We start from the raw sequence: 13925 nt of genomic DNA on the forward strand, positions 1-13925 counted from the left end.
ACATTAATCAGATTACAAAAGGAGTTCATTATATGGGCTCCTTTTTATTTTTCTCCTCAATCCACTTAGACATAAACTTGGTACTACGCATCGAGTGATGTAATAACATCTGCCCTGTGAAATTATTGAGTCGGCTGGTTTCTAGATTAGCCTTAAGAGTATTGATTCTTGTTATGAAATCTTCTTCGAAGTCTTCTTTTTGAAAATTTTTATTGACAATTTCTTTTCCTTGCTCCTGAGCTTTGCTCCAAACTAGCTCATCACTATATAAGGTAATCGCCTCTCTTGCAAAAGTCGCATCATCATCAGTTATCGCACCACTCCACGGCAAGCCTTGTTGCATTCCTTCTGCACCTATTGTTGTGGTCACAGATGGGGTTCCACACTGCATCGCATCGATAAACTTTCCTTTTAAACCTGCCCCAAAACGTAGCGGAGCAAGTAATACACGTGCATTTAATATCACTTCATGCGCATCTTCTGCTCTTCCTTTTACAATAAATCCATCCTTCCTATTATGAAGTTGCATCACTTTTTCTGACGGATAAGCTCCATAGATATGTAACTCTGCAGCAGGAATTGCTTTCCTAATTAATGGCCAGATATTCTTTTTGAGCGCTAGCGTAGCATCCCAGTTAGGGAGATGTATAAAATTACCTATCGCTATAAAATGTTGCCGCTCATCAAAAGGCTTAAAATTGGCTGGGGCTTTTGGTAACAAAAAAGGTACGTAATGTAAGAGTGAGCTAGGTACTTTAAAAAAGTCTTGCAATAATGCAATCTCTACTTGAGAAATCATTAACGTGAGATCACATCTATATATGGACGCTATTTCTCTTTTGGCAACATCAGACACAAGATCTTGTTCCCTGAAATCTCTATCCTCTTTTACTGCTTGCTGGCGTGCTTTTCTCAGGCAATGTAAATCTTCGGTGTCTAGTATTTTAATGGCTTCTGGACATTGTTCTGCGATGCGCCATCCAAATTGCTCTTCGGCCATAAATCGGTCAAAAAGGACGATATTGGGTTGGTACGCTTTCGCGAAAGCGTTAAAAGATTCATCATTTACACGTATCTCTTGGGTAGCAATGCCGAGTGTTTCTAAATCAAAAGCATTTTCTGAAACTCCCGCCGTGCTAGCATAAGTAATCTTCCAACCCTTTGCTAGCATTATATCTAATAGCTGCAACATCCTACTTCCCGCTGCCGAAGAGGTAGGCTCAACCCATACTGTAGAGATCACTAATACGTTCATAAAATCAAAAATACAGATAAGAATATTGCTTTGATTAAAAATAATATTTCATTTATTATTGAAACTACAATAACATTCGTATATTTGATGTATGGAATTTAGTCAAGCAAAAAATAAGTTTATACAAACGTGGGGAGCCTTAGGATCTCAATGGGGAATTAATAAAACTATGGCACAAATTCATGCATTATTAATGGTCTCACCAGAAGCACTTAGCATGGAAGACATCATGGGTGAGCTTCATATCTCCCGCGGTAACGCGAGTATGAATTTACGCTCACTTATAGACTGGGGTATTATTTTTAAAGAATATAAAGCCGGTGAACGAAGGGAATACTTTGTAGCCGAAAGTAATATAGACGAGCTGGCAAGGAAGATTGCAAAGGAACGCAGCAAGCGAGAAATCAAACCAACGCTGAGAGTTTTAGAGGAAGTAAGCAATCTACAAGATACTGATTCTAAGGAAGCGGCTCACTTTAAAGCAAAAACAGCCGAGCTCCATGAGTTTGTCTCTAGAGCCGACAGCATGCTTGAAAAAATCACCGATTATAAAGAGAACTGGATTACTAAGACCATCTTAAAACTGATGAAGTAATACTTCTCAAACTCTACATAACAAGCACTGAAACATGTGCTTTTTATTGAATTAAATGTTTCATTTTTTTCTGAAAGTATAATATTATGGAAACCATCTACAAGATTAACAAAGTCATTGTAATCATTAACTTAATTCTAGCGTTAACCATATACTTTGGTATGCTGTTTTTACCTATTACTGGGATAGTACAAATAGCTTCTTTTGTTTACTTCTTATGCCATTGGAAAAACATCAATCCTAGATTAAAAAATCATTTTATTGGTTACGGGATATCAGTAGTAATTACACTATCTATCGTAAGTTGTATTAACTTTTTCAAATCTTCGAGTTTCTTTATTTGGATGCCTATGATTAGTGGAATTTGCCTTGCTATTTACTTTCTACTTCTTTCTAAATGGCAAATGGAGTATACATACACTCATCACAAACCTCAACAATTTAATACTACATCATCATGAAAAAATTAATTATATCAGGTGGGAGCGGCTTTTTAGGGTCGCTCTTAACTCATTATTTTGGGAATAGCTTTGAGGAGATTGTTTTGCTTTCGCGAAAGCAAAAACCACAGCATAACAACGTGCGAACAGTATTATGGGACGCAAAAAATTTCTCTGGCTGGGAGCGAGAATTTGAAGACGCAGATGTAGTTATTAATATGGCTGGACGCTCTGTAGACTGTCGTTATAACAAGAAAAACAAAGACCTCATCATGAACTCGCGTGTAGATACTACCACGATTATAGGTAAGGCAATTGCACAATGCAAAAATCCTCCTTCCACTTGGCTCAATTCATCTACAGCAACCATATATCGTCACTCGCTCGATAAGGAAATGACCGAACGTACTGGAGAAATAGGCGCTGGGTTTTCTGTGAGTGTGGCAAAAGCATGGGAAGATGCATTATTCTCAAGCACGACTCCACAAACGCGTAAGATTGCGTTGCGCACATCTATTGTGCTTGGCAAAAATGGCGGAGCATTGCAACCCATTAAAAAAATCACCCAACTAGGACTAGGGGGAAAACAAGGTGACGGGAAGCAGAAATTCAGTTGGATTCATGAAGAAGACTTTTTACGAAGTCTTGACTTTCTAATCAATCATTCCCATATAAAAGGACCAATTAATATAGTGGCACCAAAGCCCACCACAAATGCACATCTTATGTCATTGATGCGTGATAATCTTAGAATACCTTTTGGCATCCCTTCTCCTAAACCACTGCTGGAAGTGGGCGCCTTTGTTATAAGAACAGAAACCGAATTATTACTTAAAAGCCGAAATGTAATCCCAGAACGATTACTAGAAGAGGGTTTTACATTTAAGTACGACCAACTAGACAAGGCTTTAAAAGATTTATTAATATGACCACTATACGCCTCACAACTAAAATAAATGCCTCTATAAAGAATGTCTTTGATAGATCACGTGATATTGATTTTCACAAAAAATCTGCGTCACAAACACAAGAAAAGGTAATAGGTGGCATAACATCTGGACTTATAAATAAAGGGGAAACTGTTACTTGGCAAGGCAAACACTTAGGATTATGGCTTACTCATCAGAGTCTGATAACTGAGCTTAAGTCACCCAGTTATTTTGTGGACGAAATGATTACAGGCAATTTCAAGAACTTTAAACATGAACATTACTTTAAAGAAGTGGGCAACACCACAGTAATGACAGATGTACTTACATATAAAGTTCCCTTTGGTTTCTTAGGAGAAATTTTTGACTACTTATTCATAAAAAGACACCTTACTCGCTTTTTGAAAGTACGTAATCATTCTATAAAAAATAGTTTTATCTAAATAGATAAGTGGCAATTACCGCTATTCACAAATGAGGTATCTGGTCTTGATTGCTCTAAAAATCAATATGCTAATCAGTTTTATGTTATTTTTGAAAAAATATACGACAGATTACTTATGTCCACTAACCAAATAGACCCCACAAAATGGGTAGACCAGTACTCGGACTACCTATTTAATTATACCATCGCCCGCGTGAATGATCGCGACATGGCAAGAGACTTAATTTCTGAGACTTTTCTCGCAGGCCTTAAGTCAATGAAAAACTTTAAAGGGGAAGCTACAGAACGCACGTGGCTCATTTCCATTTTAAAGCGTAAAATCATTGATCACTACCGCAAGACAAACTCCAAGAAAGGAAAGGCAGAAGTACATATTAACTATAAAGATGACGAAAGCGAGGGCGACTGGCTAGAAGAGCGCGTTGCAGATCCCTTTGACAAAACTGCAGAGGATAGCATAGAAAATGAGGAACTAGGCGAGGCTATTTTTAACTGCTTAGGTAAATTACCAGAAAAGCAAGCTCGCATTTTTAAGATGAAAACAATAGACGACTTTGATACTGAAGCAATTTGTAATGAATTTGATATTACTCCGTCTAACTTTTGGGTAATTATCCACAGAGCCCGTACAGCCATGGCAAGTTGTATGGAGAAAAATTGGCTATAAGTATCTAAAAAATAAAAGTAAAAAAAATGAAATTTAAAACTGAATGTCAAGAGGCTAACCACATCTGCGACAAGAACCAGTATAAAGAAGCTTCCTTGCTAGAAAAGATAAAACTAAGCTTTCATCTTATCTACTGTAGAGCTTGTAGAAAATATTCTGCACGTAATGGAAAACTTAGTAAAGCTATAAAAAATCCATCGGTAGAAACAGTTTCTATGTCCGAAAAAGAACTCATGAAGCAACGCCTTCAAGAGCAACTTAAGCAAGTAAATAATTAAATAACAACGATAGACCTAACCAAAATAGCGGGATTCCCTCTACCCAAAAGGATGTAAAATAACTCTTAGCTGCATTACGCTTTCGCGAAAGCGTAATGCAAACCACCACCACTGCAACAATTATTGAGTGTGTAATTAACATCGGCATAGATAAGTCGTCCTTTAAGAAGTCTAGAATTAAAAATAAGAAAAGCCAAATCACACCAATGATTTTGGCTTTTTTTATGCCTACTACTTGAGGTAATGTACGTAAAGAGGCGAGGTCATAACTCGTATCTCTTATCTCAAATGGAATCATGAGAGCGATTACAAAAAGAAAGCGTTGTACACAAACAATCCACACATCCCAGTACATGGAGAGACCTTGTTCTAAAACAGGCAATAACACCGTCACTCCTGCCCACACAAAACCTATGATGTAAATTTTTACACCAGAGATGCTTCTCAAATTTCCCTTACTATTATTTGTGCTTGTTGCTGGGAGAAAAAATGGAACTGCATACAGTAGCGTGATTAACCCCAAAATACCACAAGCCACCCACACTTCTAGTGGCAAAGAAAAAGCAGTGATAATCATCCCAATCCCGCAAAAAACAGAAAAAACTTGTATTGATTTTAATGATTTCGCTAGGCTTCGATGGTGTAAACCAGCTATTTCGGCATATTTTACAAAATTATAGCCAGTCACTGTGCTAAAAAATAAAAACGCAAGCAACTCGTAATTAACGTTTATGTCTAAAGATAAGCAAGTCACCCACCCTAATGCAACTACGGCTAAGCTCACGTGGATACTACTGTTTATATAAAAGTCAAAAACACGTTTAAACAACTGCATTAGACAAAAATACTACAACTGTTAATAAGGTTGCATTTCGGTTGAAAACATTAGCTCGCTATGAGGCAAATAAGTCGTAAAAATCGATTTCGTTGCCTTATTTTTGTTGCACCTAAAAATATTCAATACGATGAATACAGATTCGTTTGCATTACGCCATATAGGCCCGCGTAGAAGTGATCTTAACGAGATGCTTAAAACCGTAGGCGCTGAAACTATCGAGCAACTCATTTTTGAGACTATTCCTGATAACATTAGACTTGAGAATAACCTTACGCTAGACCCTGCGCTAAGCGAGCATGAGTTTGCTGCACATATCACAGCACTGTCTAATAAAAACAAAGTTTTTAGATCTTTTATAGGTCTAGGATACAACCAAGCGATTACACCAGCGGTAATACAGCGTAATATTCTAGAAAATCCGGGATGGTACACGGCTTACACTCCTTACCAAGCAGAGATTGCTCAAGGACGTCTAGAAGCATTGCTTAACTACCAGACCATGATCACAGATCTTACAGGTATGGAGCTTGCAAATGCATCTTTACTTGACGAGTCTACCGCAGCTGCAGAAGCAATGGCATTGCTATTTTCTGTACGTAGCCGTGATCAGAAAAAGGCAGACGTAAATAAATTCTTTGTATCTGAAGAGATTTTACCTCAAACGCTTTCTTTATTACAAACTCGTGCAACACCAATAGGTGTAGAACTAGTAGTAGGGAATCATGAGGAATTTAATTTTTCTAATGAGTTCTTTGGAGCCATCTTACAATATCCAGGTGTATCTGGTAAAGTATTTGACTACGCAGGTTTTGTAGCAAATGCAAATGCAGCAGATATTAAAGTAGCTGTAGCAGCAGATATATTGAGCCTTGTAAAACTACGCGCTCCAGGAGAATTTGGAGTAGACGTTGTAGTTGGTACTACGCAACGCTTTGGTATTCCACTAGGATACGGAGGTCCTCACGCAGCATACTTTGCTACTAAGGAAGCATATAAAAGAAGTATCCCTGGACGTATCATTGGAGTAACTAAAGATACTGATGGTAAGCGTGCCCTGCGTATGGCGCTTCAAACACGTGAGCAACACATCAAACGTGATAAGGCAACTTCAAACATTTGTACTGCTCAGGTATTACTTGCTGTTATGGCGGGAATGTACGGTGTATATCACGGTCCAGAAGGATTAAAAAATATAGCAAATAAGGTTCACAACACTGCAGCTACTGTTGCAGATGCACTTGAACAACTAGGATTGTATCAAACTAACGAGAGTTATTTTGACACTATCCAAATAAAAGCAGATGCTGCCAAAGTTGCTGCCGTAGCGCAAGAAATGGAAATCAACTTCCATTACCCAGACGCAGAGACTGTAGCCATCTCTATACATGAAGCTACCACCTTACAAGATGTAAATGATATCGTTTCCGCTTTCGCGAAAGCGTACTCAAAAGAAACTATCGTTGTATCTGAAATTGCCGAAGGAAATGCGATTCCTGCAAGTGTAGCTCGTGAGACTTCATTCTTACAACTTCCAGTATTTTAACAGCTATCATTCTGAAACAGAATTGATGCGTTACATCAAAAAACTAGAACGTAAAGATTTATCATTAAATCACTCAATGATATCTCTAGGTTCTTGTACGATGAAGCTTAATGCAGCGTCTGAGATGCTACCACTTTCTGATCCGCAGTGGGGGAATATGCACCCTTTTGCACCATTAGATCAGGCAGAAGGATACCAGACTATGCTCAAAAAACTTGAAGATCAACTTACGGAGATCACTGGTTTTGCGGGCACATCACTACAACCTAACTCTGGCGCTCAAGGAGAATATGCTGGACTTATGGTAATACGTGCATACCATGAATCTCGTGGAGATAGCCACAGAAACATCTGCCTTATCCCATCTTCTGCACATGGAACAAATCCTGCAAGTGCGGTAATGGCTGGTATGAAAGTAGTAGTTACAAAAGCACTAGAAAACGGAAACATCGATGTAGATGATTTACGTGAAAAAGCAGAAAAGCATAAAGACAATCTCGCTGCACTTATGATCACATACCCATCTACGCATGGAGTATATGAAAGTGCTGTAAAAGAAATCACATCACTCATACATGAGCATGGTGGTCAAGTATATATGGATGGTGCAAACATGAATGCACAAGTTGCCCTTACAAACCCAGGAGCAATTGGTGCAGATGTATGTCACTTAAACTTACACAAAACTTTTGCTATTCCTCACGGAGGTGGTGGCCCAGGAGTAGGACCTATATGTGTTGCAAAACAACTAGTTCCTTTCTTACCTACTAACCCAGTAGTTACTACTGGCGGTGAGCAGGCGATTACAGCAATAAGCGCAGCTCCATGGGGATCTGCACTTGCATGTCTTATATCTTACGCATACATCACTATGCTAGGTGAGCCAGGGTTGCGTCACTCTACAGAGTATGCCATTCTTAATGCAAACTACATCAAAGAGCGTCTTGACGGCGCTTATCAATGTTTATATGTAGGAGAACGCGGTCGTGCTGCACATGAGATGATTATAGACTGTCGTCCATTTAAAGCTCATGGAATCGAGGTTACAGATATCGCAAAGCGTCTTATGGATTATGGTTTCCACGCTCCTACGGTTTCTTTCCCAGTAGCAGGAACTATGATGATAGAACCTACCGAGAGTGAAAGCAAAGAGGAACTAGATCGTTTTTGTGAAGCGATGCTTTCTATCAGAAAGGAAATAGACACAGCAAGTTCTGATGAGCCTAACCACATCATGAAGAATGCTCCGCATACCCTAGCAATGCTTACCGCAGACACTTGGGAGTTCACATATTCTCGAGAGCAAGCAGCTTACCCACTAAGCTACGTTACAGAAAACAAATTCTGGCCTACTGTGCGTCGTGTAGATGACGCTTATGGTGATCGTAATTTAATATGTACTTGTGCTCCTATTGAGGAATACATGGAAGCATAAATGCACAATAATTGAAACATCTATTATTTTGATAAAAACATCGTCAAAATTGAGATGATCCCACTAAGTAAAGGTCAAAATCTAGTATTTTGACCTTTGCTATTTTATACATACATCAAGATTAATTTAATAACGGTAAAGTTCTCGCCGATAAGTAGCCAAAAACAGCTAATTATTATGGATTTCACAAAATAAGTAGGAACAGTAATCATCTCGGGCATTCCCATTCTGTTTCATTAACTTTACCTCCTTTCAAAATACCCTATATGGCAATTAAAATAACAGGTCTAGGCAGCTACATCCCAGAAGTCATTACAAAAAATGACAATTTTCAAAAACATCAATTTTTGAACATGGACGGCTCTGCCATTACATCTGAAAATGGTATTATCATAGAGAAATTTAAAGCGATTACTGGCATTTCAGAACGACGTTATGCACCTGCTGGCATGCAATCCTCAGATATGGGAACGCAAGCAGCACTAAACGCTATTAAAGACTCAGGAGTAGATCCTGAAACATTAGACTACATTATATGCGCTCACAATTATGGTGATGTGCAAAAAGGATCAAACTTTAGCGATATTGTACCTAGTCTTGCATCACGTATTAAACACAACTTACGTATTCAAAACCCTAAGTGCGTTGCATATGATATTCTCTTTGGATGTCCAGGCTGGATAGAGGGTGTAATTCAAGCACAAGCTTATATCAAGGCAGGAATGGCCAAGAAATGTCTTGTAATTGGTACTGAGATGCTTTCTCGCGTGGTAGATGATCACGACAGAGACAGTATGATTTATAGTGATGGTGCTGGAGCATCTATCATTGAGCAAGATGATAGTGACACTGGCATATTATCTTTTGAGACAGCTACATTCACTTATGATGAGGCATATTTTCTTTTTAACGGATCTTCTTATAACACTGAAGCAGAACAGCAAACTAAGTACATAAAAATGTATGGTCGCAAGATTTATAACTTTGCGCTTACACAAGTACCTCAAGCCATGAAAACATGCCTTGAAAATAGTGGCTGTACAATAGCAGACATTAAGAAAATATTTATTCATCAAGCAAACGAAAAGATGGATGAGGCAATCGTAAGTCGTTTTTATAAACTTCACGACTTAGAAATGCCTGAGCATATCATGCCTATGAGCATAAATACATTAGGTAATAGCTCTGTTGCGACGGTTCCTACAGTATTTGACTTAGTACGTCAAGGAGCTCTAGAAAATCACGAAATCAACAAAGGTGATGTCGTTATTTTTGCAAGTGTAGGTGCTGGAATGAACATCAACGCCATGGTATATCGCTACTAATAAAAGAAGCAACAAGGCTCTTTTCAAGTGTTACTAACTGTAAATCTTTATTAAACGTGTACGAAAACACTTTTCCAAACAAACGGTACAAGCACACCATCGATTTTCTCAAGGAAGTAATTCCTAATACAAATGAGCATATTCTTGATCTTGGTGTACGTAACCCATTTGTTGAATTTATGGAACGTGAAGGATACACTGTACAAAATACGTCGGGAGAAGATCTGGATATAAACACGAGTGCCGTACAAGAGTCAGACGCTTCGGTGATAACTGCTTTTGAGATTTTTGAACACCTACTCGCCCCCTTCAATGTCTTGCGTGATATAAAAGCAGATAAAATTGTAGCCAGTATACCCTTAAAATTATGGTTCTCCCCTGCCTATCGTTCTAAAACAGATATGTGGGACAGACATTATCATGAATTTGAAGATTGGCAATTTGACTGGCTTTTTGAAAAAGCGGGCTGGGAAATTAAGAAACGTGAGAAGTTTACAAATCCCGTTAAAAAAATAGGCATAAGGCCACTACTTAGAATGATTACTCCCCGCTATTACTTGATTTACGCCGAACGCAAATCATAATGAATTTCTACATCGTCATACCTTGTCACAATGAGGCCGAGTTTATAAAACAAACACTAGACTCCCTAGTTGCACAAACTTTGCTTCCTAAAAAGGTAGTTGTGGTCAATGACCAAAGTACAGATAACAGTGAGAAGATAATTTCCGCTTTCGCGAAAGCGCACTCTTTCATAGAACTTCTCAATACAACCAGCAGCGATATACATCTACCTGGCAGTAAAGTAATACAAGCCGTTCAAAAAGGTATAAACACGCTTGATGAAGACTATGACATCTTTTGCAAATTTGATGCAGATCTTATTTTCCCGGTGAATTACCTAGAGACTATTGCTCATGAATTTGAAAAAAATTCTCGCATCGGAATGGTTGGCGGATTTTGTTATGTTGAAAAAAATGGAGATTGGGTTCTTGAAAACCTAACTAACAAAGACCATATACGTGGTGCACTTAAAGCGTATAGAAAAGAATGTTTTAAAGAAATAGGCGGTCTGAAACCAGCAATGGGATGGGACACCATCGATGAGCTTCTTGCAAAATATTATAACTGGCAGGTTATCACAAACGACACCCTGCATGTAAAACACCTGAAACCAACAGGCAATACCTACAACAAAGCAGCACAATTCAAACAAGGAGAAGCATTCTATGGAATGAGATACGGCTTTTGGCTCACTTTGATAGCCTCAATCAAGCTAGCAAATCGTAAAGGAAACCTGCTTTTAACTAATGATTATTTGCTTGGATATTTTCGCGCAAAGCGATCTAAAAAAGATCATCTTGTAAGTGCACAAGAAGGCACATTTATAAGAAAATTACGATGGAAAGGAATAAGATCTAAGCTTGGTGTCTAATTCTTAACCTAATCTTTAAAATTGTCACTGAGACATTAATTACTTTTGCTTAAATCTTTACTACAATGAATATACAGTCTATATCAAAATATCTATCGCTATGTGTAATAGGTATGACCATATCTTGTGCATCTGTAAGCAGTACCGCACAAAATAAAAAACCTAAGAACATTATACTTATGATAGCAGATGGTACTGGTTTGAGCCAGATTTCTGCTAGTCAATATTACAATACGCAGCCGTCTAATTATGATCGTTTTAAAACAATAGGACTCATTAAAACTTCTTCGGCGAGTGATTTGATTACAGACTCGGCTAGTGGTGCTACGGCTTTTTCTACAGGTTTAAAAACTTATAATGGAGCCATTGGAGTTAATACAGACACCATCGCTGCACCAACTATTCTTGAAGATCTAGAAAAAAGAGGTTTTGCTACAGGTGTTATAGCAACTTCAACCATCACTCATGCAACCCCTGCAAGTTTCTATGCTCATCAAAAGTTTAGAAAAATGGAGTTAGAAATTGCCGAAGACATCGTCAACTCTGGCGTTGACTTTTTTGCTGGTGGAGGACGCAAATATTTTGAAAATAGAGAAGATGGAAATAATCTCGTAGCAACACTTGAATCTAAGGGGTACGAAATGTATTTAGACAGACTAGATCCAGCGTTATCAATGAAGAAAGATAAAAATTATGGTTTCTTACTAGCAGACAGTGGGATGCCTAAATTTTTAGATGGTCGTGGTTCCTTTTTATATGATGCTACTCAACTTGGTATCAAGAAACTTTCTCAAAACAAGAAAGGGTTTTTCTTAATGGTAGAAGGTTCTCAAGTAGATTGGGGTGGACATAATAACGACAGCGAGTATTTAATAAGCGAACTAATAGACTTTGACACGGTGATAGGTCAAGTGCTTGATTATGCTGAAAAGGATGGCAACACACTCGTTATTGTAACTGCAGATCATGAGACGGGCGGATTTACACTAGCATCAAAAGCGGGAGATTATAACACAATAGAACCATCATTTTCTACAGGTGGACACAGTGCTACGATGGTACCGGTTTTTGCTTATGGTCCTGGTGCTTCTGAGTTCATGGGAATCTATGAGAATACTGCTATTCATACCAAAATGAAAAAATTACTCAAACAGCAGTAGTCATAAACCTATCTTAAATACTATTTTAACAATCGTATTAATACCTACATTAGCCACTTAAACACAGTCAATGTCATACCTACACTCTATAGGTGAATATTTCTTAATGATAAAAAACACCTTTGTAAAACCTACAAAGGGTAGAGTGTTGCGTGATCTTATTTTTAAGGAAATTGACGATTTGATTATAGGCTCTCTTGGTATTGTTGCATTTATCTCCTTTTTTGTAGGAGCCGTTGTTGCTATACAAACAGCGCTTAATCTTACTAATCCGTTATTACCAAAGTCACTCATTGGGTTTGCAGCAAGACAATCTATAATACTAGAGTTTGCTCCTACTTTTGTATCAGTAATTATGGCTGGAAAAGTAGGATCTTTTATCACTTCTAGTATAGGTACAATGCGCGTGACAGAACAGATAGATGCTCTAGAAGTTATGGGTATCAACTCCCTAAACTACCTCATCTTCCCGAAGATTGTGGCGATGTGCATCTACCCATTCTTAATTGCAATAGGAATGTTCTTAGGAGTCATAGGAGCATATACGGCAGCTGTTTATGGAGGTTTTGCACCTAGTAATGACTTTTTATCAGGACTTCAACAAGATTTTATTCCTTTTCAGCTTTTCTACGCATTTTTTAAGACGTTCTTATTTGCATTTTTACTAGCTACTATTCCCGCATACCATGGATACTACATGCGAGGCGGTGCTTTAGAAGTAGGTAAAGCAAGTACAACTTCGTTTGTATGGACCAGTGTTGCTATTATTCTCGTAAACTTTATAGTCACTCAATTATTATTAAGCTAGATGATAGAAGTAAAAGAAATACGAAAGTCATTTGGTGACAACGAAGTTTTAAAAGGCTTCTCAACCAAGTTTGAATCTGGTAAGACTAATCTTATCATAGGTACTTCTGGATCTGGTAAAACGGTATTCTTAAAAACTATGTTAGGCCTTTTTAAGCCCGACAGTGGACAAATAATTTATGACGGTAATCCATACTCACAACTTGACGATGAGCATCAACGAGAGCTTAGAGAGCAAATAGGGATGGTTTTTCAAGGTAGCGCCTTGTTTGACTCAATGACTGTGGAAGAGAACATCGCTTTCCCGCTCAAGATGTTTACAAAGATGAAAAAGAAAGAACGCATAGAAAGAGCAAATGTGGTCATCAACCGCGTTAATCTAGAAAATGCAAACCACAAGCTACCTTCAGAAATATCTGGAGGAATGCAAAAGCGTGTCGCTATCGCAAGAAGTATCGTAAACAATCCAAAATATCTTTTTTGTGATGAGCCTAACTCTGGGTTAGACCCTAATACTGCTACCGTAATTGATAATCTCATTAGAGAGATTACCATTGAGCAAAATATCACAACCATCATCAACACTCATGATATGAATTCTGTGATGGAAATAGGAGATCATATTGTATACCTTCAGAAAGGACACTTAGCCTGGGAAGGAACTAAAGATGAAATTTTTAAAACAGATAATGAGGACGTAACCAACTTTGTGTATTCCTCAAATCTTTTTAAAATGGTACGAGAAGCACAAAACTCTTAGAAGTTACGCTTTC

General features: G+C 38.0%; 13 protein-coding genes and 1 pseudogene. 12 read left to right on the forward strand and 2 right to left on the reverse strand.

The window, feature by feature from the left end; translation table 11 throughout:
* Positions 1 to 28 precede the first annotated feature (28 nt).
* Positions 29 to 1255 carry a glycosyltransferase family 4 protein gene (locus D017_RS02300; protein ID WP_035334465.1) on the reverse strand — a complete coding sequence of 409 codons (1227 nt, stop codon included), beginning with the start codon at positions 1253 to 1255 and terminating at the stop codon, positions 29 to 31.
* A 91-nt stretch (positions 1256 to 1346) separates the two neighbouring features.
* Between D017_RS02300 and D017_RS02305 the strand changes: the two genes are divergently transcribed.
* The 5 genes from D017_RS02305 to D017_RS02330 all read left to right on the forward strand — a co-directional run bounded on the left by D017_RS02305 (position 1347) and on the right by D017_RS02330 (position 4609).
* Positions 1347 to 1850 carry a transcriptional regulator gene (locus D017_RS02305; RefSeq protein WP_035334466.1) on the forward strand — a complete coding sequence of 168 codons (504 nt, stop codon included), beginning with the start codon at positions 1347 to 1349 and terminating at the stop codon, positions 1848 to 1850.
* Between the two features lie 457 nt (positions 1851 to 2307).
* Positions 2308 to 3219 (forward strand): TIGR01777 family oxidoreductase, encoded by a 912-nt coding sequence (locus D017_RS02315; protein WP_035334468.1) that lies wholly within the window; start codon positions 2308 to 2310, stop codon positions 3217 to 3219.
* A complete protein-coding gene (locus D017_RS02320) occupies positions 3216 to 3662 on the forward strand; it encodes an SRPBCC family protein (protein ID WP_035334469.1) in 447 nt (148 codons plus the stop codon). Before D017_RS02315 ends, D017_RS02320 begins: the two co-directional genes overlap by 4 nt.
* 117 nt (positions 3663 to 3779) lie before the next feature.
* Complete coding sequence (locus D017_RS02325; protein ID WP_035334470.1) at positions 3780 to 4331, forward strand: sigma-70 family RNA polymerase sigma factor; 552 nt, start codon at positions 3780 to 3782, stop codon at positions 4329 to 4331.
* A 26-nt stretch (positions 4332 to 4357) separates the two neighbouring features.
* Positions 4358 to 4609: a hypothetical protein gene (locus D017_RS02330; protein WP_035334471.1), complete on the forward strand. Its 252-nt coding sequence runs from the start codon at positions 4358 to 4360 to the stop codon at positions 4607 to 4609.
* Here D017_RS02330 and D017_RS02335 read toward each other — a convergent pair.
* Positions 4590 to 5444, reverse strand: coding sequence for a hypothetical protein (locus D017_RS02335; RefSeq protein ID WP_035334472.1), 855 nt, complete (start codon positions 5442 to 5444; stop codon positions 4590 to 4592). The genes D017_RS02330 and D017_RS02335 overlap by 20 nt on opposite strands.
* A gap of 130 nt (positions 5445 to 5574) precedes the next feature.
* Here D017_RS02335 and gcvP point away from each other — a divergent pair.
* The 7 genes and pseudogenes from gcvP (at position 5575) to D017_RS02370 (ending at position 13912) form a co-directional block, all read left to right on the forward strand.
* Positions 5575 to 8425 (forward strand): annotated as a pseudogene (gene gcvP / locus D017_RS02340) (aminomethyl-transferring glycine dehydrogenase).
* Between the two features lie 266 nt (positions 8426 to 8691).
* Entirely contained in the window at positions 8692 to 9750 is a 1059-nt protein-coding gene (locus D017_RS02345) for a 3-oxoacyl-ACP synthase III family protein (protein ID WP_035334473.1), read from the forward strand.
* Positions 9751 to 9806: 56 nt separating this feature from the next.
* Positions 9807 to 10334, forward strand: coding sequence for a methyltransferase (locus tag D017_RS02350; RefSeq protein WP_035334474.1), 528 nt, complete (start codon positions 9807 to 9809; stop codon positions 10332 to 10334).
* Positions 10334 to 11185, forward strand: a complete 852-nt coding sequence (locus D017_RS02355) for a glycosyltransferase family A protein (protein WP_035334475.1) — start codon at positions 10334 to 10336, stop codon at positions 11183 to 11185. The genes D017_RS02350 and D017_RS02355 overlap by 1 nt, the downstream gene beginning before the upstream one ends.
* 65 nt (positions 11186 to 11250) lie before the next feature.
* On the forward strand, positions 11251 to 12345 hold the full coding sequence (locus tag D017_RS02360; protein WP_035334476.1) for an alkaline phosphatase: 1095 nt from the start codon (positions 11251 to 11253) through the stop codon (positions 12343 to 12345).
* Between the two features lie 70 nt (positions 12346 to 12415).
* Positions 12416 to 13153, forward strand: a complete 738-nt coding sequence (locus tag D017_RS02365) for an ABC transporter permease (protein WP_035334477.1) — start codon at positions 12416 to 12418, stop codon at positions 13151 to 13153.
* On the forward strand, positions 13154 to 13912 hold the full coding sequence (locus D017_RS02370) for an ATP-binding cassette domain-containing protein (protein ID WP_035334478.1): 759 nt from the start codon (positions 13154 to 13156) through the stop codon (positions 13910 to 13912). It begins immediately after the preceding gene.
* Positions 13913 to 13925 lie beyond the last annotated feature (13 nt).

Source organism: Dokdonia sp. PRO95 (assembly GCF_000355805.1).
Lineage (GTDB): Bacteria > Bacteroidota > Bacteroidia > Flavobacteriales > Flavobacteriaceae > Dokdonia.

What these genes read in the sequence shown, in the direction of transcription:
- D017_RS02300 (WP_035334465.1), bottom strand. Translation starts at nt 1,255, where the DNA reads ATGAACGTATTAGTGATCTCTACAGTATGGGTTGAGCCTACCTCTTCG.
- D017_RS02305 (WP_035334466.1), top strand. Translation starts at nt 1,347, where the DNA reads ATGGAATTTAGTCAAGCAAAAAATAAGTTTATACAAACGTGGGGAGCC.
- D017_RS02315 (WP_035334468.1), top strand. Translation starts at nt 2,308, where the DNA reads ATGAAAAAATTAATTATATCAGGTGGGAGCGGCTTTTTAGGGTCGCTC.
- D017_RS02320 (WP_035334469.1), top strand. Translation starts at nt 3,216, where the DNA reads ATGACCACTATACGCCTCACAACTAAAATAAATGCCTCTATAAAGAAT.
- D017_RS02325 (WP_035334470.1), top strand. Translation starts at nt 3,780, where the DNA reads ATGTCCACTAACCAAATAGACCCCACAAAATGGGTAGACCAGTACTCG.
- D017_RS02330 (WP_035334471.1), top strand. Translation starts at nt 4,358, where the DNA reads ATGAAATTTAAAACTGAATGTCAAGAGGCTAACCACATCTGCGACAAG.
- D017_RS02335 (WP_035334472.1), bottom strand. Translation starts at nt 5,444, where the DNA reads ATGCAGTTGTTTAAACGTGTTTTTGACTTTTATATAAACAGTAGTATC.
- D017_RS02345 (WP_035334473.1), top strand. Translation starts at nt 8,692, where the DNA reads ATGGCAATTAAAATAACAGGTCTAGGCAGCTACATCCCAGAAGTCATT.
- D017_RS02355 (WP_035334475.1), top strand. Translation starts at nt 10,334, where the DNA reads ATGAATTTCTACATCGTCATACCTTGTCACAATGAGGCCGAGTTTATA.
- D017_RS02360 (WP_035334476.1), top strand. Translation starts at nt 11,251, where the DNA reads ATGAATATACAGTCTATATCAAAATATCTATCGCTATGTGTAATAGGT.
- D017_RS02365 (WP_035334477.1), top strand. Translation starts at nt 12,416, where the DNA reads ATGTCATACCTACACTCTATAGGTGAATATTTCTTAATGATAAAAAAC.
- D017_RS02370 (WP_035334478.1), top strand. Translation starts at nt 13,154, where the DNA reads ATGATAGAAGTAAAAGAAATACGAAAGTCATTTGGTGACAACGAAGTT.